At 35.4% G+C, this 23,679-nt stretch carries 29 protein-coding genes and 1 pseudogene; 25 read left to right on the top strand and 5 right to left on the bottom strand.

Features of this window, described 5'->3' with window-relative positions; genetic code table 11:
- Positions 1-169 precede the first annotated feature (169 nt).
- The 3 genes from F7984_RS19425 to F7984_RS12490 all read left to right on the top strand — a co-directional run bounded on the left by F7984_RS19425 (position 170) and on the right by F7984_RS12490 (position 1,213).
- The gene (locus F7984_RS19425; RefSeq protein ID WP_225983597.1) at positions 170-379 is read left to right on the top strand and encodes a hypothetical protein; all 210 of its coding nucleotides are present in this window, start codon (positions 170-172) and stop codon (positions 377-379) included.
- Positions 380-381: 2 nt separating this feature from the next.
- On the top strand, positions 382-615 hold the full coding sequence (locus tag F7984_RS19420) for a hypothetical protein (RefSeq protein ID WP_225983596.1): 234 nt from the start codon (positions 382-384) through the stop codon (positions 613-615).
- Positions 616-763: 148 nt separating this feature from the next.
- On the top strand, positions 764-1,213 hold the full coding sequence (locus F7984_RS12490; RefSeq protein WP_066104493.1) for a GNAT family N-acetyltransferase: 450 nt from the start codon (positions 764-766) through the stop codon (positions 1,211-1,213).
- Between the two features lie 27 nt (positions 1,214-1,240).
- Here the strand turns inward: F7984_RS12490 and F7984_RS19110 are convergent, their stop codons facing one another.
- Positions 1,241-1,399, bottom strand: a complete 159-nt coding sequence (locus F7984_RS19110; RefSeq protein ID WP_175354267.1) for a hypothetical protein — start codon at positions 1,397-1,399, stop codon at positions 1,241-1,243.
- 256 nt (positions 1,400-1,655) lie between these two features.
- On the opposite strand from F7984_RS19110, the gene F7984_RS12485 reads away from it, so the two are divergent.
- The 3 genes from F7984_RS12485 to F7984_RS12475 all read left to right on the top strand — a co-directional run bounded on the left by F7984_RS12485 (position 1,656) and on the right by F7984_RS12475 (position 3,202).
- The gene (locus tag F7984_RS12485; RefSeq protein ID WP_066104491.1) at positions 1,656-2,054 is read left to right on the top strand and encodes a DUF5412 domain-containing protein; all 399 of its coding nucleotides are present in this window, start codon (positions 1,656-1,658) and stop codon (positions 2,052-2,054) included.
- Positions 2,055-2,701: 647 nt separating this feature from the next.
- A complete protein-coding gene (locus tag F7984_RS12480; RefSeq protein WP_066104485.1) occupies positions 2,702-2,920 on the top strand; it encodes a DUF3953 domain-containing protein in 219 nt (72 codons plus the stop codon).
- Positions 2,921-3,004: 84 nt separating this feature from the next.
- Complete coding sequence (locus F7984_RS12475) at positions 3,005-3,202, top strand: hypothetical protein (protein ID WP_066104482.1); 198 nt, start codon at positions 3,005-3,007, stop codon at positions 3,200-3,202.
- A 248-nt stretch (positions 3,203-3,450) separates the two neighbouring features.
- Here F7984_RS12475 and F7984_RS12470 read toward each other — a convergent pair whose 3' ends face one another.
- Positions 3,451-3,819 (bottom strand): VOC family protein, encoded by a 369-nt coding sequence (locus F7984_RS12470; protein WP_225983595.1) that lies wholly within the window; start codon positions 3,817-3,819, stop codon positions 3,451-3,453.
- Positions 3,820-4,093: 274 nt separating this feature from the next.
- Here F7984_RS12470 and F7984_RS12465 point away from each other — a divergent pair, with 274 nt between their 5' ends.
- The 6 genes from F7984_RS12465 to F7984_RS12435 all read left to right on the top strand — a co-directional run bounded on the left by F7984_RS12465 (position 4,094) and on the right by F7984_RS12435 (position 8,009).
- Positions 4,094-4,279 carry a hypothetical protein gene (locus F7984_RS12465; RefSeq protein ID WP_066104479.1) on the top strand — a complete coding sequence of 62 codons (186 nt, stop codon included), beginning with the start codon at positions 4,094-4,096 and terminating at the stop codon, positions 4,277-4,279.
- A 135-nt stretch (positions 4,280-4,414) separates the two neighbouring features.
- Positions 4,415-4,915 (top strand): GNAT family N-acetyltransferase, encoded by a 501-nt coding sequence (locus tag F7984_RS12460; protein WP_066104476.1) that lies wholly within the window; start codon positions 4,415-4,417, stop codon positions 4,913-4,915.
- Between the two features lie 130 nt (positions 4,916-5,045).
- On the top strand, positions 5,046-5,282 hold the full coding sequence (locus F7984_RS12455; protein ID WP_066104475.1) for a hypothetical protein: 237 nt from the start codon (positions 5,046-5,048) through the stop codon (positions 5,280-5,282).
- A gap of 216 nt (positions 5,283-5,498) precedes the next feature.
- Positions 5,499-6,368 carry an SMI1/KNR4 family protein gene (locus F7984_RS12445; RefSeq protein ID WP_066104472.1) on the top strand — a complete coding sequence of 290 codons (870 nt, stop codon included), beginning with the start codon at positions 5,499-5,501 and terminating at the stop codon, positions 6,366-6,368.
- A gap of 619 nt (positions 6,369-6,987) precedes the next feature.
- Positions 6,988-7,305 (top strand): PadR family transcriptional regulator, encoded by a 318-nt coding sequence (locus F7984_RS12440; RefSeq protein WP_066104469.1) that lies wholly within the window; start codon positions 6,988-6,990, stop codon positions 7,303-7,305.
- The gene (locus F7984_RS12435) at positions 7,302-8,009 is read left to right on the top strand and encodes a DUF2812 domain-containing protein (protein WP_140462079.1); all 708 of its coding nucleotides are present in this window, start codon (positions 7,302-7,304) and stop codon (positions 8,007-8,009) included. Before F7984_RS12440 ends, F7984_RS12435 begins: the two co-directional genes overlap by 4 nt.
- A 267-nt stretch (positions 8,010-8,276) precedes the next feature.
- Here F7984_RS12435 and F7984_RS12430 read toward each other — a convergent pair whose 3' ends face one another.
- On the bottom strand, positions 8,277-8,516 hold the full coding sequence (locus tag F7984_RS12430; protein ID WP_140462080.1) for a DUF6429 family protein: 240 nt from the start codon (positions 8,514-8,516) through the stop codon (positions 8,277-8,279).
- Positions 8,517-8,842: 326 nt separating this feature from the next.
- Here F7984_RS12430 and F7984_RS12425 point away from each other — a divergent pair, with 326 nt between their 5' ends.
- From F7984_RS12425 to F7984_RS12370, 12 genes are all read left to right on the top strand, one after another.
- Positions 8,843-9,040 (top strand): helix-turn-helix transcriptional regulator, encoded by a 198-nt coding sequence (locus F7984_RS12425; protein ID WP_140462081.1) that lies wholly within the window; start codon positions 8,843-8,845, stop codon positions 9,038-9,040.
- Positions 9,040-9,495, top strand: coding sequence for a DUF3278 domain-containing protein (locus tag F7984_RS12420; RefSeq protein ID WP_140462082.1), 456 nt, complete (start codon positions 9,040-9,042; stop codon positions 9,493-9,495). Before F7984_RS12425 ends, F7984_RS12420 begins: the two co-directional genes overlap by 1 nt.
- Before the next feature lie 211 nt (positions 9,496-9,706).
- Positions 9,707-10,591 carry a M23 family metallopeptidase gene (locus tag F7984_RS12415; protein ID WP_225983594.1) on the top strand — a complete coding sequence of 295 codons (885 nt, stop codon included), beginning with the start codon at positions 9,707-9,709 and terminating at the stop codon, positions 10,589-10,591.
- A 368-nt stretch (positions 10,592-10,959) separates the two neighbouring features.
- Positions 10,960-11,880: a leucine-rich repeat domain-containing protein gene (locus tag F7984_RS12410; protein WP_192796806.1), complete on the top strand. Its 921-nt coding sequence runs from the start codon at positions 10,960-10,962 to the stop codon at positions 11,878-11,880.
- A 143-nt stretch (positions 11,881-12,023) separates the two neighbouring features.
- Positions 12,024-12,653, top strand: coding sequence for a DUF4304 domain-containing protein (locus tag F7984_RS12405; protein ID WP_140462084.1), 630 nt, complete (start codon positions 12,024-12,026; stop codon positions 12,651-12,653).
- Between the two features lie 271 nt (positions 12,654-12,924).
- A complete protein-coding gene (locus F7984_RS12400) occupies positions 12,925-13,287 on the top strand; it encodes a YciI family protein (protein WP_066104455.1) in 363 nt (120 codons plus the stop codon).
- A gap of 214 nt (positions 13,288-13,501) precedes the next feature.
- Entirely contained in the window at positions 13,502-14,203 is a 702-nt protein-coding gene (locus F7984_RS12395; RefSeq protein ID WP_140462085.1) for an MBL fold metallo-hydrolase, read from the top strand.
- Positions 14,204-14,785: 582 nt separating this feature from the next.
- Positions 14,786-15,892, top strand: coding sequence for an amidohydrolase (locus tag F7984_RS12390; RefSeq protein WP_308810553.1), 1,107 nt, complete (start codon positions 14,786-14,788; stop codon positions 15,890-15,892).
- Between the two features lie 43 nt (positions 15,893-15,935).
- Positions 15,936-17,369 (top strand): Na+/H+ antiporter NhaC, encoded by a 1,434-nt coding sequence (gene nhaC, locus F7984_RS12385; protein ID WP_066104447.1) that lies wholly within the window; start codon positions 15,936-15,938, stop codon positions 17,367-17,369.
- Between the two features lie 12 nt (positions 17,370-17,381).
- The gene (locus F7984_RS12380) at positions 17,382-18,488 is read left to right on the top strand and encodes a mandelate racemase/muconate lactonizing enzyme family protein (RefSeq protein ID WP_140462086.1); all 1,107 of its coding nucleotides are present in this window, start codon (positions 17,382-17,384) and stop codon (positions 18,486-18,488) included.
- Positions 18,489-18,503: 15 nt separating this feature from the next.
- Positions 18,504-19,187, top strand: coding sequence for a GNAT family N-acetyltransferase (locus F7984_RS12375; protein ID WP_140462087.1), 684 nt, complete (start codon positions 18,504-18,506; stop codon positions 19,185-19,187).
- A gap of 316 nt (positions 19,188-19,503) precedes the next feature.
- Positions 19,504-20,028: a hypothetical protein gene (locus F7984_RS12370; protein WP_140462088.1), complete on the top strand. Its 525-nt coding sequence runs from the start codon at positions 19,504-19,506 to the stop codon at positions 20,026-20,028.
- A 173-nt stretch (positions 20,029-20,201) separates the two neighbouring features.
- Here F7984_RS12370 and F7984_RS12365 read toward each other — a convergent pair whose 3' ends face one another.
- On the bottom strand, positions 20,202-21,527 hold the full coding sequence (locus tag F7984_RS12365; RefSeq protein ID WP_140462089.1) for an alpha-glucosidase/alpha-galactosidase: 1,326 nt from the start codon (positions 21,525-21,527) through the stop codon (positions 20,202-20,204).
- 27 nt (positions 21,528-21,554) lie between these two features.
- Positions 21,555-21,995 (bottom strand): annotated as a pseudogene (locus F7984_RS12360) (carbohydrate ABC transporter permease); the annotation flags it as partial.
- Between the two features lie 516 nt (positions 21,996-22,511).
- On the opposite strand from F7984_RS12360, the gene F7984_RS12355 reads away from it, so the two are divergent.
- Positions 22,512-23,678, top strand: a complete 1,167-nt coding sequence (locus tag F7984_RS12355; RefSeq protein ID WP_140462091.1) for an ROK family transcriptional regulator — start codon at positions 22,512-22,514, stop codon at positions 23,676-23,678.
- Position 23,679: the final 1 nt, after the last annotated feature.

The following is a 23,679-nucleotide window of genomic DNA, read 5'->3' as shown; positions in this document are numbered from 1 at the left end:
GGATCTCAGTAGCCTGCCTTGTTCTTTTTCCGCTAAAGGGGAAGGTTAGTTCAATATGTTTAATAGATCAGTATGAAATCCTTACTTCAATGCAGGAAGTAAGGATTTTCTTCTTGAATAAATAAAATTAGGGTATTTTGAAATTTTTATGTGAATGGGAGAGGTTAATATGTCGATTATGATAGTTAAAAAGGAGTTTAAGTTTGTTGGATTAAAAGGTATTGGGGAGTTTGTTAACTTTGGTGATGAAGTACCCTTGCTTGCAAAGCAACTATTAAGTCGCTCAAACGAAATCCTAAATCCGATAGAAACCGAAATTGCCTTATTTGAGACCAAAAAGGATGAGGGGCATAAGGTGGGTCATTATTATGTAGCTTAATTGTGAGTGAGAAATTATATGAAGTACCAACAGGAATGGATTATATTGAAACAAATAAAAGTTACATAACTACAAGAGGGAATATATCTAAATTGGGAGAACTTCATTTGAATTTATTGAATTGGGCAGTAAAACAAGGTTATCAAAGAGACCTCGATTCTTATATTGTGGAGACATATCATCCTATAGGAGAAGGGGAAGAGGAAGTACAGATTTACTTACCAATTCAAACTTAAAATTAGAAATTAAAAATTAAAAATCCTCTTCAACAAACGAGGCAGGTTAGCTGAATAAGAAATTTGGTTTTTTTTGTGGTAGAATAATCCATAAATAAAACGGTTAAGGTGGCTTTAATAATACATTTAGCGATAAGGGGAATTCACCTTGGAAGTTAAACTATTAACAGAACATGATTTAATTAAATGTACGGACACATTTATTGAAGTATTCAATGTTGAGCCTTGGAATGATGAATGGACATTTACAAAGGCTAAAAAATATTTGCTGGACTTTTACCAAACACCTGGATTTTTAGGCGTTTTAGCGGTAGAAAACAATGAAATTCTCGGCTTTATTTTTGGTGTAAATAGAGTATGGTGGAGCGGAGATGAGTTTTTTATTAATGAAATGTGTGTAAGAAAACAATATCAAAATAAGGGTATTGGAAGAGCGATGTTAAATCATTTGATAAAAGAACTTCATAGCAGCAATATAAGTAACATTACACTTCTCACAGATAGAGGTATACCTGCCGAAGAATTTTATAAGAAAAATGGTTTTGAAGAAATAGAAAGAATCATTTTCTTGTATAAGAACATCAAACTATCATTATAGAGGTGGATGAATATCCAAACCGTTAGTTTAATTGCCACTCTCTACGTCTTTCTGAGTATCGTTTATAAGCTCATTTAAGAATTTCTCAGCTGTCTCATAGTCTTTTACCATAAGAGCCTCTTTTACGTCTTTTAAATCTCTTAATAACAACCTAGAATAGCTTTTAAAAATTAGTTCATCTTCCACATTGTCAGCTCCTTAATTAAAATCATAAGGTGTTAATTATATCGTATTTTCTGGCTTTTGTCTGAAAAATAAGTAAAACATAAAAGGCGATCAGTTAATGTAAAAGGTTTGGTTCAGGGGCATTACTTCAATATCAAGGGCTGAGATCAGCTCTTTTTTTAATTCAGCTAACGGGACAGGTTAGCTGAAAAAGGATTTTTATTATACATAGGAGAATGAATATATTATTAACCGTTACTGAGAGAGGTTTAACTGTATGACAACTTACTTGAAGAGAGAGAAAAATAAAGCTCCTAAAAAAGCACTTAGAGTATTCCTTGTTATCTGTCTTTTATTTACTGGGGTTGTTACTTATGGAGTATATTGGGCTTTTTTCGATATGAACAGACTACCAAAAGGAGAATATCTTATTGAAAAAACATCACCTGGCGGCCATTACACACTAAAAGCATATCTCACTAACGGAGGTGCTACAACGTCATATGCTGTTCGTGGCGAGTTAGTCTTTAATGAAGGCAATAAGAAAGCAAAAAATATTTATTGGGATGAACGAGAAGAAACTGCCAGTATTACCTGGACAGACAATGATACAGTTGAGATCAATGGGCATACATTAGATGTACCTAATGATAAATTTGATTTTAGACATCAATGATTCATTACTAAATATACTGTTGAATTGAATCAAGATAGATTCAAAACTTTTAATTCTTTATTGGACAAACGGGGCAGATTAGCGGAAGAAGGATTTTTGATTTTAATTGAAGAATAACTATTTAATAATACTTTCTAAATGACTTATGTATGAATTTAGAAAGAATAAGGAGGAATGCTTTTTGGTCCAAACATTAAGACATATATTAATAATAATCATTGGTCTAATAGCTGCCTATGGCCTAATAACAAGAACTTTTGATGATATGTCATCATTCATTCCACCCTTACTATGTTTGCTGATGATGGTATGGGCATTAGAAGAATATCAAAAAAAGAGACTGCTAAATGCTGGGTTGTTGTTTATATTTTCACTATTCCCATTATTTGTATCTGTCCAGATATTATTTTTAAACTAATTCGGTAAATTGACTATTAGGCCCAACATCCGTTTATTAATAAATGAAAAGTGCAATTTAAGAAGCCATCAGGGACATTGTTCTAGAAGGATTAATGCCTTTTTATGTTGAATTTCTTATTGTAGAAACGGGGCAGGTTTAGCTCAATAAGGAATCTTCTAATTTCCTATATATAGCAAAGTGGAAATGATATGATTTTAAATGTATTTACGTATTGTGGGAGGAGAATATGGTACTAACTTTAAGAATTACCTTAGCGATAATTGTTGTTGTTTTATCTGTTTATAGTTTGATAACTGAAAATTACGACTTTAGTTCTTATACGATTTTATTCTTAGGTTTTATGATTTTAGTGATGGGATTAGATGAACTTCAAAAAGACAGAAAAAACTTTTGGGGATACACAAGTATTATTATTTCGTTATTTATTTTTCTTAGTCTTTATTAAAGAATTCTTATTAAAGTAACGGGGCAGTTTAGTTCAAGAAGGAATATCTGAACTATACATATTGTGGAATGTAAGGGGGAGTAGATGATTAAATATATTAAAAGTATTAATAATGCTTTTTTTACAGTAACACTATCTAGCTTAGCTGTGTATTTAGGAAATAAAACAAGAGATATTGATTTACCTGGTTTTCTGTATGTAGCCTTAGTTTCGTTAGCAGGTCTCATAATAGCTTCTTTGATAATTCATTCGAAAAAAAGGAAGGAAACACACAAAAAATAAAAAATCAGGCTAACTTCTCCTGCTTTTTTATGCGGTTATATAATTCTTGATAGATTCTCATACTCGTTTAATCGCTCAATTTCTTCACCTTCCAACTGATGTAGCTAAAAAGTTGTGGAGTGAGCGTGGTGAAATTTATAAACGGGAGCGTTGATCCAAGGGTGAACTGCCCCGTTCTGTTGAACTCTTTATGTTACAAAGGGGCAGATTAGCTCAATAAGAAGTTAAAATTGAACTTTTAATGTTTGTTACTTATTTTCAAATTGGAGATATTCTAAAATATTTCCGAAGGGGTCTCTAAAACTAATATATTTTCCTGGAGGACAATTAGTTGGTTCATCTACAATAAAATCTACTTCTTTTTCTTTTAAGAATTTAACCGTTTCATAAATATCTTCAGTTCGTAATCCTAATACAACTCCTGAAATTTTATTATCTTGATTATACGGCGTATTAACGTTCTCCTCTAGAATAATTGGTAACTCTCCGTGTACAAGTGATGCAATATTAGGACCATACTGCTTATTTAATTCAAAACCTAAAGTATTGGTATAAAAGTCAATTGCAGTGTTTAAATTTGGAACGTAAATGCTTATAACACAAACCTGATTCACCATTTTATTCCTCCTATTTTTAGTGTTATGGTAAATATTCAATACACATTAATAAAAACCTTTTTTAATTCCACTCAATGTCTTATTAAAATAAACAGCTAATAATTATGAATATCAAGGCATTGATACAAGAAGGGTCAATGCCTTTTTCTGTAGAACTTCTTATTGTAGAATCGGGGCAGGTTAGCGGAATAAGAACTTATTCTTCCTCCCAATAATGGGGATATAAAGTTAGATTAATAACAAAAATTTATTCAAAAGAATGGGAGGTAAAGAAGTGAATAGGAGAGTGCTAAAAGATGCAAAGACAATTCTAGCTTTTACTATAGCTTTTGCGTTCGAAATTATAGGAATAGTATTAGCAGCGAAAAATGAAGATGGTTGGGTAGTGTTTGTTATTTTTGGTATGCTTTTAACGTTTTATGGTGTGAATAGAGCTAATCGACTTTATAAGGAAAATTAATATCAATGTTTACAACCATATCAAGGATATTGATTCAATGAATAATGCTCTATTTTTGAATTTCTTATGAAAGAAAGGGCAGGTTAGTTTAACAAACATAGTTTATAATTTTAGTATTGTTTATTGGGGGTAATAATGTTAATTAGAGAGATACAACCCATGGATGCCGAAAAATTTATATGTCTAATTAAGCAAGTTGAATCTGAAGCTAAGTTTATGCTTATGGAAGCAAGAGAAAGAAAAACGACTCCTGAACAACAGCGTAAACAATTAGAACACATCAAGCGGCAAAGTAATTCAACAATATTTGTTGCAGAACAAGAAAAGGGAGAACTTGTTGGCTATTTAATAGCCATTGGCGGTAGTGTAAAGAGAACAAAGCACTCTGCATATCTCGTGGTGGGTATTTTAGAAAAGTACAGAGGTCGTGGTATAGGTACAAGTTTATTTCAAAGATTAGAAGAGTGGGCAAGAAACTCTAATATATCAAGATTAGAGCTAACAGTTGTTACTCAAAACGAAGCAGGTATTTCTTTATACCAGAAAAGTGGATTTGAGATAGAAGGTATAAAAAGAAATTCGTTGTTAATCAATGATGAATTTTATAACGAGTATTTTATGTCTAAAATATTTTAATCTTACTTATTAAACTAACAAGGGTATTGATCCAAGAAGGATTAATGCCTTTTTATGTTGAAATTCTTATTGTAGAAACGGGGCAGGTTAGTTGAATAAAGAGGATTGAAAGGAAAGGGAGTTATAAAAGGTGGACTTATTATTCTGGATAACTATTGTTTTCATAATAACGGGATTTGTTATTCTCGCTTCTATGAAAAAAGGTATGGAAAGTAAGGTAGCTTTTATAAAAGTCAATATGGAAGACGAGGAAAATTCATCAAAAGCCATATCTGTAATTTGGTGGATATGCAGTACCGTTGCTTGGGGCATAGTGAGTATGTTTCTTGTGGTTTGGTGTTTTAAGAATTACTTTGGAAACTATTAGTTTCAAATGTATTTAAACTAACAGAGCCGTTGTTTCATTTTAAGGCGCTTTTTATGGCTTGTATTATGGATTTAAGGAAGATAGTTGGTAGTAGCCCTCTTGTTAAGACGGGAGCAAGTGTTATTCTTTTAGATCAGAAAAAAGGCTGTTATTACAATTGAGGAAAGATAATAACTTCGAATTTATAAATCAAGAAATGTTTTAAGGAGGATAATTATGAAATTTTGGCTTAAAGCACGTGAAGATTATTATAGAAGGCCACCCGTCACTGAAGCTGAATTAGAAGAAGCTGAAAAGGAACTGGGACACAAGCTCCCTAAAACTTATCGTAAGTTGCTATTAGAACAAAATGGTGGGTCTATTCGATTTAATGCTCTCCGTTTAAGAAAACGCCCAATAGATGGAAACTTTTTTGTGGAATTTGATCATCTGCGTGGAGTTGGAGAATGGCCTGGTATTTTAGATACAGCTTACATGACTGAAGAATGGAATTTACCTAAAGGACTTGTCTTATTAAATGGGGATGGTCATACTTGGTTTGCTTTGGATTATAGGAATAATAGAGTTGAGCCTGCTGTTTCATACATTGATACAGAAGGAGATTTAGATTTTGTTTTAGCTGATAATTTTGATGAATTTATAAAGGACTTATACATCCAGGAAGAGGGGCTATACTTCTTTAATCCTGACGAAGAAGAGGATTACAAATTAGATGCGATGCCAGAAGATGAATTAATCTCTTTATTACAATCAGGTCATTTTACTAAAATCAAAAAAGCACTGGATAATTTATTCTATTACCCGAAAAATAGTATTACAGAAAACTATGTCCTAAATTTATTAAATGAAACCAAAGAGAAGGTTCAAGATAAGATAGGATCAACTTTATTTCAATACATAAGCTTCCAAAGGATTAAATATGATCTTCCTATTGTAAATAAGGTAATGGATGAGTTAAAGAAACACCCTAATGTTGCCCATTATGCGACTCTGATAACCGAATTTATTAAAGAAATGGAAGAGGCAAAAGAGGAGCAAATTCTTGATGATGATGAATATGAAGTAGTACCATATGAAGATGAATAATATAGAGGTAAAGAAGAATAAAAATATTTAAATAGTGAAATTGAAGTTAGAAGTTCTCAGGCAACTGGGGGCTTTTTTCTATAAATATTTTTAATGAAAGGGGAGGATTGAATGGAAATGCACATCTTTATCGGACAAGCCTGCTTTTTTTTGACAATTTTCGGCGCTTTACCTTTTAAAAACAAACCTCCAATGGTGGTACGCAGCACCAAGAAGCTTATTTGTTGTTCCGGGGCCACAAAATTATTGATCGCTGTTGTTTATTCTCATTTTAATTAGAATCGATTTTTTGTTATTCTAATTTCAAAAACTTCACTAATCTCACTTCCTAAAAGTGAAATAACACAATTAATAACTCTAATAAAAAAATCATGTATTCGTATTGTTGCAAATCTTTCTGATACATTCCTTTGTCATATTCATTTAAGAATTTTATATTCCAAAACAAAGCCCGATTTGTATTTGTATAGATCCTTTTTAATGATAAAGGTCAAATATCAAACTTTAATATATCATTTTATGATATAAGTATGGACATATATATCACAAAGTGATATATTGATTTTAAATAGATGTATCATATTATGATATATCGTAAAAGGATATAGAAGGTGATACCTTGAAGAAAACGGAGCAATTAACTGATTCAATGTTTTATATTATGGCTGCTTTAACTAAACCAAGGCATGGTTACGCAATTATGAATTTAATTGAAGAAACAACAAATGGGGCCATTAACGTAGGGCCAGCTTCCATGTACACGATTATTAAAAAGTTATTAAAACAAGAATGGATTTATTTGTATGATGGGTCGGATTCAAGGCGTAAAACGTACCTGCTTACTGACAAGGGCAGAGAAGTATTAGAGGAAGATGTAATCATACGAAAACAGATGATTCAATTAGCAGAAATGGGATTGAAGGAGGGAGAAGAATGAGACAAACAAAGTATATTATGTCAGAGGGATTAGCTTTTGCTGAGGATAAGGACATGGAGAAATTACGACGATATTCTTTGAAGGGATGGCATGTCAGTGATTTTAAGTTAATGGGTTATACACTAAAAAAAGGCGAAAGCTCAGATTATATCTACAGTGTAGATTATCGATCTTTAAAAGAAGATGATGAATATTTTGACCTTTTCTCAGCCTCTGGATGGTCACATGTTGCCTCCACAGGAGATATACATTTATTTCGAGCAAAACCCGATACGAAACCGATTTATAGTGATCGAGACACAGCTGTTGAAAAGTATGAAAGTTCAGCCCGTTCAATCAATTATTTTGTGATTCCGGTTGTTTTAATCACACTACTTGCTTGGGGTGGAACAATGCTAAGCTCTGGTATATTGCATTCAATACTTATTGTAACCGCAGTTATTTCTACTGCCATTGCCATTCCAGCAGCTATGACTGTTATTGCAACGTACAATAATAAATGGAAGATAAAAGAAAAGAAAGGATTAATTAATCTTTTTAAAACTATACCAGTCCTCCTCTTTTTAATAGCTGTTTTTGTGTTGATATATGTCCGTGATATCGGAGTTAACATTTTAGCATCTATGATCATTGGAGCATTCGCATTTCCAACTGCTATTTGGATCTTCATGTCTGTTTATCATAAAATAGGGAAGAAAGCTTAATATAGAAGTCGAATAATAAAGCTTATAAATATTATTAATGAGCTCATAGAGGCAGTGAACCAAGATGGGTTAATGCCTTTTTTGTGCCTTTAATTCTTATGAAAGTATAAGGGGAGAATAGCGAAAGAGAAGGGTTTATATTCCTTTTTGTAGAACTAATAATTTAAAGAAGTGGAATCCTTACGCTGGGCAGTTGATATACAAGTACTTTGTCATATATACATAGCTGTTTAAATGATTAAGAAATTCTCTTTTTAGAGAATTTCCTCAGTTGTCTTTTATATGATATTTCTCTATTAGTTTCTTAGCTTCCTCGATACCTTCATCTGTTAAGTAAACAGATTTTGAACGTTTACTATCGATAATGAAATGTTTTTCCGATAATTCATTTAGAGATTCAAAGGGATATCCCTTCCAACTTCTTTGAGCTTCTCCTAATCCATAATCATCTTTAAAAGAGGTTAAATACAACAATAATAAAGTTAATTCATCGATTTGATCTTTCATATGATTGATTCCTTTCATTTTTCTTTAGTTTATTTTCATTTATGAAATATTCTAAACCAAATCTATACTTTACGTAAATATCAATGGTTCCATGCAGTCTTTAAAATATCAGCTATAGAAAGCTCTATATTTTTTGAAATTAACCAATTAATATAGTCGTGAATACTTATATTTAAACAAACAAGGGCCTTGATCCAGGATGGATTAATGCCTTTTTAAGTTAAACACCTTATGATTAGAGTCGGTTTCTTTGTTTTATATATAAATCTAATGTAAGATATAAATTGCATATGTAAACTATATCTTACATGAGTAAGGTGGAATATATGAAAAATAATGTAAAGATAACACGAATGAAAATTTCAATGACCCAAGAACAATTAGCAAGAAAAGTAGGGGTGACGAGGCAGACGATTGGATTGATTGAGAAGGGGGAATATAATCCGACACTTCATCTTTGTGTTGCAATAGCAAAAGAACTTAATAGAACGTTAGATGAATTATTTTGGGAGGTAGAGAGTTGATGAAATCTTGGATATCTTTTCTAATACCTGATGATGAATATAAGGAAAAAAGGATGCTATATTTCTTCGCGGAAGGTGGGATACTTCTTTTCCTTTTTCTTGTTTTAATAATGTTCGTAAACAAATATGCTTCTATCGACTTAGAGATAATTTTACTGTTGGCCATATCCATATTCGTTATTTATATATTTGGAAGGTATATCGTAGCTGGTATTGAATATACGGAGGTTGCAACAAAAATAGCTTATATGAAAGAAATGAGAGTTATCTTTTCTAAGACAGTTACATTTTTTGTTGTTTTTACTGTACTTTATTTAATATTGGTTGATATGCCTTCAAGTATTAGAGGTTGGAGTGAACTAATAGGATTTACATTATTCGGAGGTGTAGTGATGTTCCTCACCAATTATATTTCATTAAAACGTTCTTACAATAAAAATAAGGAACTGTTATAAATGATCGACATGGGTGTTAATCTATTTCAAGGGCTGTAAATAGCTCTTTTTTTTATGCAGCTATCTGGCAGTTTAGCAGAGGAAGGATTTTTCTAATAAATAAAGAATATTGTAAAAGTACATACTGTCAGACAGTCTAGAATTATTAAAGGAAATCTCTAGCCTAAGAAACAATATTAGGTAGGTTTATAAAGAATTGGAGGAGTTTAGTTTGAAGGAGAATCAAGCAGAAATATCTAAAGTTTCACCTTCGGATTTCGGAGAATCTTTTCTAAATGGAATGTATTCAACCATATATCACCAAACAACAATTGATTTTAAAAATATTGTACCTTTACAACAATTCATTGAATATGGAACAGATTTTAATGCTGGAGTCGAAAAGTATACATTAGAAATGGTTACTAATTTAATAGATGGTATTAAACAATATATCTGGTTAGATAATGCCATAGAAAAAGTTATAAGTGTATCCTTCGGAGAAAATAATACAATTTACAGCCTATCTCTTGCTCCTTTTATCACTCATCCTGAAAGTGATCAGAAATATACAATGAATAAATATATTATGCCGATAAAAGGTGAATGGTATGTTTTCTGGGGTGGAACTAATCAGTTTATCAATTATCACTATGTATATGAGGATCAAAGATACGCGTATGATTTACTTATTTTGAAAAACGGTAAATCTTATAGCGATAACCCAAAGAAAAATGAAAACTATTATGCTTATGACAAGGAAATATTAGCCCCGGCAGATGGTGTAGTGATAAAAGTGATAGATGGAATCGAGGATAATGTGCCAGGGGAAATGAATCCTGAACTTCCTGAAGGAAATTGCATTACAATAGAACATCAAAATAACGAGTATAGTATGCTTGCTCATTTGAAAAATCATTCTATCCTTGTTAAAGAAGGAGAAAGAGTCCAGAAAGGACAGGTTCTTGGTACATGTGGAAACTCGGGCAACTCAAGTGAAACTCACTTGCATTTTCAAGTAATGAATTCAGCTGATTATTTAAAGGGAAAATCAATCCGTATTCATTTTGAAGACGGAAAAGAACCCATTCAAGGTGATTTTATTAACTCTCTGTGAACTTCAAAATCTGTAACCTAATTTATCAACTAACAACTATATTCAGTACAAGAGCTGTATAATTAGCTATTTTTATGCAGCTATGTTTTGGAGGAACTATGAAAGCATATAAAATTGGTAACATCGAAATAGTTAGATATGGAGATGAGACAGAAGACACGCTTAATGTATCTTCCGAATACTTATCCGAGAGCCTGGAGCTTATTAAAGGACATAATTACAAAAGAATCTCAGTCATGGGGGATTATAATCTTCCGGATATCGATTTTTTGAAGGAATGTCCGCATATTGAAATATTAAATCTGAGTGGTGGAAATATAAAAGATTTCGAGGGTTTATCCTTCCTTGAAAACTTGAAAACTCTATCTATGAATCATTTAGATAAAAAGGTGAAAGTGGATTTAGGGAAATTAACCTCTCTTAAAGAACTGTATGGAGAACTACCGACTAGAGCAACAGGACTGTCTAATTTAAAGAATCTAAAGCGGATGCAGATATGGGATTATAAACCACATTCCAAGACATTTGCTGAACTTGGGGAAATTAAAAATCTGGAAGTGTTGCATCTGATACAAGCAAAAATTGAATCATTCGAAGGTATTGGTCAATTTAGAGCATTACAAGAGTTGAATTTGTATGGACTAAATAAATTGACAGATATATCCGATATAGGGCTTTTAAAAAATACCTTAAGAGAATTAATTATGGAGAACTGCAAAAATATACAAGATTTTTCTCCTATCGGGGAGATGAAAAATTTAGAAAACCTAACTTTATTATCTTGCTTGAGTATGAAATCAATTGCTTTTGCGAAAGAATTACCTAAATTGAATTTTTTTAACTTCGAAAAGACAGATGTTGAAGATGGTGATTTGAGTTACTGCCAAATGATACCGACAGTATATTTTACACAGAAAAAGCATTTTTCGCATAAACGTAAAGATTTAATTAATACAAGAATGGAAAACATTTTATATCCGACCCTATTTTGGCGAGAACGAATGGAAGAGGGGGATGATATGTTTACACTCGAAAATATTTTGGCTACAGAAAAAGCATTGAATGATTATTTAGAAACAATTAAAGATTTGAAAGAAAAAACATCTCCAAAAACCCTTTTGACCTGTGTAAAGGAAGTTGTTTTAAAAATTAACGTGCTTAATGAAAAGTATAACTATTTCATTGAGACTGCAGAAAGGGAGGAATTACATGAATACATATTGTCTGTATCTGAGTTAGCAGGCTTAGAAACTAAGAGTGACATAACCGATGAGTGGAGAGATTGGTAACAGATAAAATTCTTATTAAACTAACTGGGCGTTGATTCAGAAGGATTAATGTCTTTTTGTGTTGAATTTCTTAATGTAGAAAAGGGGCGGATTAGCTCAAGAGAAATAGATGTAAGTTAGTGAGAATAAGGGTGTAAATAATAATGATTGGTTCTCCTGAAATCAATAAAGTAATTCGAAAATCACTGTCTCCTATATTAAAAGAAAATGACTTCAATAAATTGAATACAAGAAATAATTGGCGTTGGATTGACCAATGCATTTGGGTATTAAAAATCAGTACTGTTGGAAACTATTTTTCTGATGTTTCAGGGTGGCCACCTATGTCTATTTACGTAGATCTTGGAATATATTATGTCTTTATACCAAGTGAGGAGGAAATTAAAAAAGGTACCAACGGTGAGTTGCTTCCTAAAGAGTACCAATGTCATCTTCGAGAAGAACTAAATTGTAATCTTGACCAATCCAAGTACACTCGTCATTTAGATAACCCAGCTGAGAGAAATCGAACTGACATGTGGTGGGTTGAGCCAGATGGATCTAATATTGAGGAAGTTATGGAAGATATCGGAAAAACATTTACGGAAAATGGACTAAACTGGTATATAAATAATACTGATTTAGAAACAGCTTTTACTAATATCGAAAATGAACACAATGGTTATAACAAATATTACAAAGCAAAATATTTTGCGGAATATTTGAAACGCAAAGAGAAGTTAGATAAGTATAACCACCTGTTTGAACAAGAGAAAAAGCGAATGGATTCTTAAAGAACGGGGCAGAATTTCTGTCTTAAATGAAAAATCAATAATGATTTATTTCAAACGGACTTAAACATTATGAAAAGGTCAGTTACTCGAAGTATAACTAAATACCTGACCTTTATAACAACAGAGGAAATAAAGGAGTAGGGGAGCATGCAGGAAGGAATATCCTTTGACTTTATTGAATATTGATAGTGATTGATTTTGAATGGCAGATTAGTTGTATGAACAATGACAAACTGGGATTTTCCCTTAATAAATGAAGGAGGGCTATTTCATGCTGTTTATGATTATTGTTAAAGCTTCAAAGAATTCAGAAGCTGGGAATCTTCCAAGCCAAGAACTCAGGGAAGCCATGTCCACCTACAATGAGGAATTAGTAAAGGCTGGCGTGCGGGTTATGGCGAAAGGACTTCATCCAAGTTCAAATGGGGTTCGCCTTTCATATCCTAAGCCGGGAGAAAAGCCAGTGGTCACCGATGGACCATTTTCGGAAACTAATGAATTGATTGCGGGATTTATTCTCATTGATGTAAAGTCTAGGGAAGAAGCCATCGAATGGGCTAAGCGAATGCCTGATCCACAAGGATTTGGTGAAGGTCAAATTGAGTTACGACAAGTCATTGAGTTTCCTGAGTAAAATTAATCAATCTAGCGAGTAGATCTATAAAATTGTTCTCGACAAAATACGTATGTCCTGTTAAACCCACCTTATCCCATCAAATCACGATGTTTTACTCACATTTTGTCTCAATCGTCAGAATTATATTTTACCTTCCAGAAAATTTCTTTCACCCACCTTGTTTCTCCTTAGATTTATTACATAAGCCAAAATATTAGTCGGAGGAGTTTTAATGAGATTAACAAAGATAAATAATCTTTACCAGCTTTCCTTTATGCCAAATCTTTTTCCTGTTAATTGCTATCTTATCGAAGAAGAGGAGTATTTAATCGTAATCGATGCAGGACTTCCTTTTTGTAAAAAAGTAATTTTAAAGACAGCAAAGGTTATAGGAAAGCCGATTAAGAAAATAGTGTTAACACATGCACACACTGATCATGTAGGAGCACTTGATGGACTTACTCAGGAGCTACAAGATGTTGAAGTATTAATTCCCAGACGAGCGCTGAAAATTCTAAAAGGAGATGCATCGTTAGAGGAAGGTGAAGGGAATATGCCTATAAAAGGCGGTATTCCTAAAAATATAAAGATAAATCCGGTTACTCTATTAGAGGATGGTGATCGGATTGGATCGTTAGTTGCCATTCATACCCCGGGTCATACTCCAGGAATGATGTCGTATTTAGATATTAGGGATCATAGTTTAATAGTCGGAGATGCCCTTCAAACAAAGGGTGGAATAGCTGTAGCTGGTGATACGCGATGGAGTTTTCCTTTCCCGGCAATGGCAACCTGGGATAAAGAAAAATCAATCGAGTCCGTTGAAAATTTGTTGGATTATAAACCTTCTTTACTGGCAGTCGGGCATGGAAATTTAATAAGGAATCCAGTAAAAGACATGAAACAGGCAATTGAAAGGGCAAAAGGTCAATAACAGGGACATGATGATGGAGTCGGAAAAGTTAAGCAAATACATAGGGGAATGAAAAAAAAACAAATTGAGATTAGAGTAGTAGATTCGAATGAAAAATTAAAAAACTATTTAACTAGTACTGGATTATTAATATAAGGAAGGACCTGCTCAAAAGTCTATGAAAAATGACCTTTGAAGAGGTCCTTTTTCGTGTGGATACATATTGTTTATCTTATACCTCCTGTTAGCAGATTAATTAGCAAAGATGGGGACTTTGTTACTAATTTATATGGGTTTGCCCACCTAAATAGGGAACTTTATTTGTAAAGAATGGATTAAACAAGAAATTATTTGAATTTTTTGATAAAATGTTTTTTAAGCATTTCAATACATGGTATCTTATCGACAGTCAGAAGCACTCCAAGTATGAATTTACCTGAATAAGTGGGAGAAATGCTTGTTTATGTAGGGTTTACCTGGTTCTTTTTTCTCTGGGGCTTTGCAAATGATAGAAGAAACTGTGTTCAATGAGTCCTCTGACAGGTGGAGTGATATGCTGAAAAACGTTATGGCAGAATAAGGGAATCATTAGGAGAGTGATGCATGATGAGCTATGAGGAACAAATTTTGGGGTGGTATCATCATTTTCATGAACATCCCGAAATCAGTGGAAAGGAATTCGAAACAACCAATACAATTGCCGAGATATTGGATAGTTTTGGGGTTCGTTACAAACGTTTTTCTGATTGTACCGGATTAATTGCTGAATTGGGAGAAGGTGGTGGTGCGGTGGCGCTGAGAGCGGATATTGATGCGCTATGGCAGGAAGTTGGAGGTGTTATGCAGGCGAATCATTCATGTGGGCATGATGCCCATATCGCCATGGCACTCGGTGCGATTCTCTATTTGAGGGAACAGCCGCTGAATCGTAAATATCGTTTTATTTTTCAGCCGGCCGAGGAGAAGGGGAATGGCTCGTTATGGATGATTAAGCGGGGTGCAATGGATGGCGTGTCGGTATTGTTTGGTATGCATGTGCGTCCAGAAGAAGAACTAGCATATGGTCAGTTTACTCCTTCTATCCACCACGGAGCCTGTATCTTCCTCGAAGGGAAAATCAGAGGTACTGATGCCCATGGAGCAAGGCCGCATCAGGGAAAGAGTGCGATTGATGTGATGGTTGCTATCCATGGTTATCTGGCAACTTTATATGCTGATCCTGCAGAGAACTATTCTATTAAGCTGACCAAAATGATAGCTGGCGGGCAAAACACTAATATTATCCCAGGCAATGGCTTATTTGCGATTGATGTCCGTGCGCAGTGTAATCCTGTTTTAGATGTAATGATCGATTCTATCGAGACTGGTTTAGATCGGATTGCGGAGCTCTTTGGTGTACAAATTGAATATGAATGGAAGGATTATACTCCAGGAGCCACTGTTTCAAAGGAGCCAGAAAGGTCTGCAAGGGAATCAATCATAAAAATTGCCGGAGAAGAAGCTTTAGAAAAACCAATCATTACGTCTGGAAGCGATGATTTTCATTTTTATAGCCGGAAGCATCCAGAGGTACAAACAACTATGATCGGAATCGGTGCCCAGGTTAGCCCGGGATTGCACCATCCCAAAATGCAGATACAAACAGACATCTTAGATCTCGGGGCAAGGGTACTTGCGGAAGCGATGCAGCTTGTCCATATAAAAGAATAAATAACGTTTCATTACGGATTAAATTCAAACAGGGGGAGAACAGATGGAGAGAAAAATATCTTTTGGGCTGGCAATTATACCGTTAGTAGTGCTGATAGCAGTTATGGCTATTACAATTATTGTTTTTGAAGAGGGACCACATATCCCGTTGATTGTTGGTACAATCACGGCCGCACTTGTGGCATGGATGGCCGGCTACAAATGGGACGAGCTTGAAGAGGCCATGTACAATGGAATTCGTTTAGCATTACCAGCTGTAATCATCATTATGTTAATCGGTCTGGTAATTGGATCATGGATTGGCAGTGGTGTGGTCGCTACCATGATTTATTATGGATTGAAGATCATCAGTCCTTCTCTTTTCTTGGTGTCAATTATGCTCATTTGCTGTATTGTTTCCATTGCTATCGGTAGTTCCTGGTCAACTATGGGAACGATTGGCGTAGCTGGGATGGGGATTGGTTTAAGTATTGGGATACCGGCCCCGATGATTGCGGGAGCGATTATATCAGGTGCTTATTTTGGAGATAAAATGTCACCATTATCGGATACAACCAATTTAGCAGCCGGATTGACCGGCACGGATTTATTTGTACATATCCGCCACATGTTTTACACAACCATTCCAGGTCTAATCATTTCGTTAGGTGTATTTTGGTTCTTGGGGCGTGACTTCGGTAAAGGCAGTGTGAGTACAACTGATATTGAACAAACACTAGCTGTCTTGCAGGATGAGTTCCTTATTTCACCTTTCTTATTATTGATTCCACTTATCGTCATTATTTTGGTGGCTAAAAAAGTTCCAGCCATACCTGGGTTGGTGATTGGGGTTCTTTTGGGCTTCCTTACTCAGGTATTCGTACAGGGGGATACATTTGCTAATGCTATCTCAGCCATGCAAGCAGGGTATGTGATTGAAACCGGTAATTCCATGGTGGATGATCTCTTCAATGGCGGCGGTTTGGACAATATGATGTACACGGTATCCATGGCCATCGTGGCAATGACATTCGGAGGCATGCTCGAGCATACGGGAATGCTGAACGCAATCGTTTCACAAATTCTTAAATTAGCAAAAACGGCAAAAAGTCTCATTATTTCTACGATATTATCTTGTTTTGCTACAAACGCAACCTGCTCCGAACAGTATATTTCCATTGTTATTCCAGCACGTATGTTTTCAAAAGCGTATCGTGATAAAGGACTATCTTCCAGAAATCTATCCAGGGCGCTTGAGGATGGAGGGACGCTAACGTCTGTTTTCATCCCATGGAATACATGTGGCGTCTTTATCTTCGGTACTCTTGGTGTAAGTGTATTTGAATATGCCCCATACGCGATTTTGAACTTTTCCGTGCCGATTATTGCGATTCTTTATGCGATAACAGGGTTTTCAATTGAAAAAATGAGTGATCAAGAAAGAGCAAAGATAGAAAAAGAACTTAAACAGCAAAAAGAGGATACAATTACAGTATAAGGGGACTTTCATATGATTAAAGCTATTTCACTATATGCCATCCGCCTGCCTCTTCGTGAACCATTCGTTGTCAGCTATCAAACATATCAAGATATGCCTTCCATCATTGTGAAAATGGAAAGTGATGACGGTTTTATTGGTTTTGGGGAAGCGGTTGCAGATGAACATGTAACAGGAGAGACATGGGAGAGTACCTATAGCCTTCTCAAGCATACATTAGCACCGCTTCTAATTGGTCAGGATCCAGGAGAATTCGAACGTATACATGAGCGAATGAATAAAACGGTATACGGAGCCCCTGCAGCAAAGGCGGCTATTGATATTGCCTGTCATGACCTAGTGGCCAAGAAACTGGGGGTACCGGTTTATCAGCTGATTGGAGGACGTTATCATGATCGTTTTCCAATCACCCATGTACTAAGTATTCAGGAACCAGCTGCCATGGCAGAAGAAGCGGTGCGGAAGGTGTCTGAGGGATATCTTTCCTTTAAGATGAAAGTTGGCAAACAGGTAGAGCAGGATATGGAACGAATTCGAGCTGTTCGCAGGGCAGTGGGGAATGAAATCGCCATTCGTGTCGATGTTAATCAAGGTTGGAGGAATAGCTCCAATACATTGAGGGCTCTTCCGTCTCTTGAAGAACTGCAAATAGACTGGCTCGAGCAACCAGTGCTGGCTGATGATCTTGAGGGGATGGCTGAATTGAAAAAGAAAGCACGCCTGCCATTAATGGTTGATGAAGGTCTAAAAGGTATAAAGGATATGAGAGAGGTTATACAAAAGAAAGCGGCTGATAAAATCAATATAAAGCTTATGAAATGTGGAGGCATCTATCCAGCTGTTAAGCTTGCCAATCAAGCGGAAATGGCTGGAATCGAGTGTCAAATCGGGTCGATGGTCGAATCGTCCATTGGCTCGGCCGCTGGATTTCATGTTGCTTTCTCCAAGAAAATCATCACATCCGTTGAGTTGACAGGACCTTTAAAATTCGCAAAAGATGTTGGGAATTTGCACTATGATGTCCCGTTCATTGAATTAAATAAAAAGAGTGGTCTCGGACTTGATATGAATGAAGATGTACTTACAGAATTGACCGTTCACAGAGATGTTCTTCAATGAAAGGAGAGACTTTAGATGATCGATAAAGGCATGTTTCCCGACGGACAAGCTTATGTTGTTCGCCGTTTAACAGAGACCGATATTCCAACTGTGTTACGCTTGCAGAATAAAGTGGTACAGGATCTGGATGATAAAACGAGCCTTCAGCCTCTTTCAGAAGAGGAGTTCCGTTACATAACGAGTGGTAATGGTCTATTAATCGGCGTATTTGTTAAGGAAGAATTGATTTCATTCCGCGCTTTAGTTGTGCCAGATACGATGGAGGACCATTTGGGAATCGATGCAGGCCTGCCAGAGAGCGAGTTGGATTTTGTTATTTATCAAGACATTAGCAATGTGGATCCGGACTGGCGTGGATTGAGCCTGCAACGCCGTATGGCAAAATGGATCATGGATGAACTGGCACGTAGCAAACATCCCTATAAATATGTATGTTCAACAGTTGCTCCGTTTAACATCCCAAGCCTAAAGGACAAGTTTGCTCAAGGAATGGAAATCGTTGCATTGAAGCCTAAATATGGAGGGAATTTACGTTATATCTTCTTTAAGGAGCTCGAAAGTTCGAATAACCGAGAAGGAGAACCGGTATTATGCCAAATGGCTGATACGAAGGGACAGCAGAAGCTACTCGCACAGGGCTATCGTGGTCAAAAGCTAGTAGTGATTGATCAAGTATACTATGTGGAATTCCGGAAATGAAATCTAAATAATAGGGCTATGTCTCTGATTTTTTATTTGTATAAGAAATAAACACGTATTCTGGTATGAAACTTCATTCATATAATGAAGTTTCATAACCTGCCAGTTCCACCACCAGGAGTTTAATGAATTAAACTCTTTGATAGGTCGGTACAAAAAACCATACCAAAATAATAAGCTATTGTTATAAGCCCTTGTTCAAAAAGATAGCTTTAAGATGAAAGGTTTGATGCCCACCATCTGCTTATAATTTGTGTGATTTTTCTAAATTACCTATAATTAGTTTGCGAGAACAACTAAGAATAGGGGACTGAATATGCGTACAATTAAAATTTATGATCGTAGTGATTTAATTGAAATCTCTTTTGATGATATTAAAAAGTATCATGGCTATGCAGCTTATATGGCGTTAGGGGTTGGGTTCCGTGTAGTGGAAGCAGCCTTTCAGGAGTTGTTTGGAGATGAAATTCCGAATCGGAATGATCTTTCTGTCCAATCAGGGCACGGGGGACCTGGATTCCGCGATGTATTTGAGTTTATAACTCGTTGTAAAACGAGAGGGGTCTATACAGTGGATGTGAACTACCCAGTTGCTCAATACGATCCATACCGTGCGACCAGCTATGCCTATATTTTCACAAGACAAAATGGGGAATCTGTGGAAGTTTCTTTAAAAGAAGATTTTTTACCGCCTATTTTCTATGACTATTTGAAAAAAGGCCGCGAAGATTCATTTACAGCGGAAGAATATGATGCCAATGAAGCGCTAAAAAAAGAATTAGGCAACCGTGCTTACGAAATGCCGATTGAGGAATTGTTGAATGTAAAACGATTAAAATAAGACCGTTCACATAGGGAATGTATTCTTTATCCCAGACATCATCTATGTTTATTTTGACCGAGCAGTTCGCCTTTTTGAGAGAGTTTCTAAAGAGGGCATAGTAAATTTAGAGGAAACAATAACAAAGAGAAAGGATACATGGGTGCATGTATCCTTTTCTAGTCTTTATCATTCTATCCAATGGTTACTGACTTTTTATATTGTAAATGTCGCCCTTTAGTAAACTTCGGTAAATGTTGTTTATGCGCCTCCAGTAATTCGGACGTCATATCCCAAATCTCTTCTAATGACAGGACGGAAGAGGCGTGAGGGTCCAACATAACAGCTTGATAAACATGATCAATATTACCCGTTAGAACGGCTTCTACAATCAGCTGCTGTACATTGATATTAGTCCTATTCATAGCGGCAAGCTGTGGAGGCAGATCGCCGATATGGGTTGGTTGAATTCCGCGTTTATTGACCAGGCAAGGGACCTCAACACAGGCATTGGTTGGCAGATTCGTTATTAAATTAGTATTTAATACATTTCCCCATATTTCACGGTTAACACCCGTTTCCATGGAGTGTATAATCGGAGCCCCATATTCGTGACTTTCCTCTGTATGAAAGGGAATATTATTTTCGATTTTCTCTTTCGTTTCTTCAAAATGCTTTAAATTAGCTTCGCTTCGTCGGATATATTCATCAATCGGAATAGAGAAGTCCTCAATAAGCGAATCTCTTTTTATGAAATAAGGTGTGTATTCAGAGAGATGTTCACTTGATTCTGTGATGAAGTAGTTCAGCCTATTCATCATTTCAAAGCGTACTTTATCCTTTTTATAAATGGCCGGATCTTTCATTGCCTCGAACAAAGCAGGGTACAGATCCTTTCCTTTATGTTTTAATTCCAGAAACCATGCCATATGATTGATCCCTGCAACCTTATATTCCAGTTCTTCTGCTGGAAGATTCAGATAGCCAGCTAATTCTCCCGCAGTGTTTTGTACGCTATGACAGAGACCTACTGTTTTAATGGAAGTCGCTTTTTCAATGGCAAGGATAAGTGCAGCCATTGGATTGGTATAGTTTAGTAATAGAGCATCTGGACAAACTTCCTCCATATCCCTGCAAATATCTAAAACAACCGGAATGGTCCGCAGGGCTCTAAATACTCCGCCTACCCCAAGTGTATCTGCGATGGTTTGTTTTAGGCCGTATTTTTTAGGGATTTCAAAATCAATTAAGGTGGATTCATGCATGCCGACCTGTATGAGATTGATCACATAGCTGGCACCTTTTAATGCATCCCGTTGATTTTGATGAGTTTCTACTGTTGCAATGTTTCCATTTTGCTCTATTAAAGAAAGGGCCATTTTTTCTGCAGTTAGCAATCGATCTTCGTTTATGTCCATTAATGAGAAGGTTGTCCCAATTAATTCTGGATAACTAAGAATATCTGAAATAAGTCTTTTCGCAAAAACAACACTTCCTGCACCGATTATTGTTACTTTCATTTTAAAAATCCCTCCAATTTTAATTGATTATCCTTTGATTGAACCAGATGGAAGACCTTTAACAAAATGTTTTTGTAGCACCAGAAACAGAATGACCATCGGGATCACTGCCATGATTGAGGCAGCGGCAACTAAATTAAGCCTGCTGGAATTTTGCCCAAAGAAACTGGGCAAAGCAACGGTTAGCGTTTTAACCTCATCAGCCTGCAAGAAGAAAATAGCAAATTGATAATCATTCCATATGTAAACACAGGAGATGATTAAGATCGATGCTGTGACAGGCTTCAATAATGGAAAAACAGTCGTAAAGAATATTTTTATGTTGCTGGCCCCATCAATTTTCGCGGCTTCTTTAAGTTCTCTCGGAATCGTAGATCGAATAAAACCTGTGTAAAGAAAAACAGCGAGCGGGGTGTAAGTAGCTACATTATTTAAGATCGCTATGGCATGGGTATTCATCATCCCTAGGAAGTATTGGTACTAGATAATATATCACAAATTAAAGAAAATCAAGTTAATTATAGAATAAATGTAAAATATAACCAATATCATAAGATGACAAAAAGTCCAAGAAAGAGGCATGAATGAATTTGCAGTAGAAGATTATTTAAAAAACTTGAATAGCAAAAAGTCTTGCATTTGAAGGTAATACTGTTCAACAAGCTACTAGAATAGAAGCTTATGGACAAAAGAAAATCCAAGGAGAATACCTAGTATCTAGTGTTATCGCAAGGCAAGAGACAAGCGAATAATTCGAGAATTTTGAAGACAGTTGAAAGGAAATTCCGTTATTTAAATTTTAAGAATATTCTTGACTATTAGAAAAGTTGTAATTATAATTCGATTAACAGCATGGGAGAAAATGGGAGAAAATAAACGCGAAGTAAGTAAATGCTATGGGTGATTTGTTACAAATAAAGTGGATTTTATAGAAAAATATATAAAATTCCAGGTTATTAATTACATGATGTTAGTAGGGAGAAAATGAGAGTTAAAGATCAATATTTTTTAAAGCGGCAGAATCAGAGTTTAGTTCTGGAATACATCATTCAAAATGGACCAATCTCTAGAGCTGAAATTGCCAAACATACGGCCATGAGTCCAACGTCAGCTTCCCGAATTGTTGCCTCCTTACAGGAGGAGCAGCTTATCAAAGAAGTCTATTTAGAAACAGATGAAGTGGGACGAAAGGCAACTTATTTTATGGCTAATGAGAACTCAGTTGTATTTGTTGGAGTTGAAATTGATGTAGGGATTGTTCGGGCTGGCTTGATGAATTTAATAGGTGAGTTAATCGTCGTACGCTCGTTTCAAACAAAAACAGAACATTATGAACATGTAGTAGAGTTTATCGGACAGATGGTAAATGATTTGATTAGTGAACAACAAATTGAAAAAGTTCGTATTGCTGGTGTTTGTATAGGTCTGCCAGGATTAATAGACAATGAAAAAGGTACCTTGGAGTTTTCAGCCCAATTTAGCTGGAGGAATGTTCCTCTGAAACAAATGCTTGAACAAAAACTAGACTTGAAAGTTTTTATTGATAATGAATTAAAGCTAAAAGCTTTAGCCGAGTATGTAAGTGCTTCGTTGCCTTATAAGAACGTCGTGATGCTTGGGTTTGGTAAAGGCGTTGGCTCAGCTCTAATTACAGATGGAGAAATCTATCGGGGCACAAATAATATGTCGGGTGAAATTGGTCATATGACCCTGGATCCCTACGGTACCTATTGTCCGTGTGGTAATTTTGGATGCTTACAGACATACATTGCTACCGACTTTTTACTTGATGAAGCATCAAAAACACAACCAATGAACAGTATGGATGAGTTGGCTGAAGCATACAGGAAGAAAGAAAAATGGGCCGTCAATATTCTCGAAAAGGCGGCTACCTATGCAGGGTTAGCAATTAAGAATGTTGTTTGTGCGTATAATCCGGATGCAGTATTTTTGTCAGGCACTTTAATAGAAGATTACCCGGAAATAGCAGAATTGATCATAGAGAAACATTCAAACAGTGCTTGGTTCCCCGAATCATATTCATATGAATTGCTTGTTACTCAAATGAAAGAGATAGGGGTTGTTAAAGGTGCAGCACTAAGTGTGCAGCGGAAATTAATCAAAAATTTGAATTTTAAGGGTGATTTTTAAA

This window comes from Pradoshia sp. D12 (assembly GCF_008935075.1).
In the GTDB taxonomy this organism is placed as follows: Bacteria; Bacillota; Bacilli; order Bacillales; family Pradoshiaceae; genus Pradoshia.
Note: the sequence above shows the minus strand (reverse complement) of the source record. Positions and strands in the feature narration are given on the sequence as shown.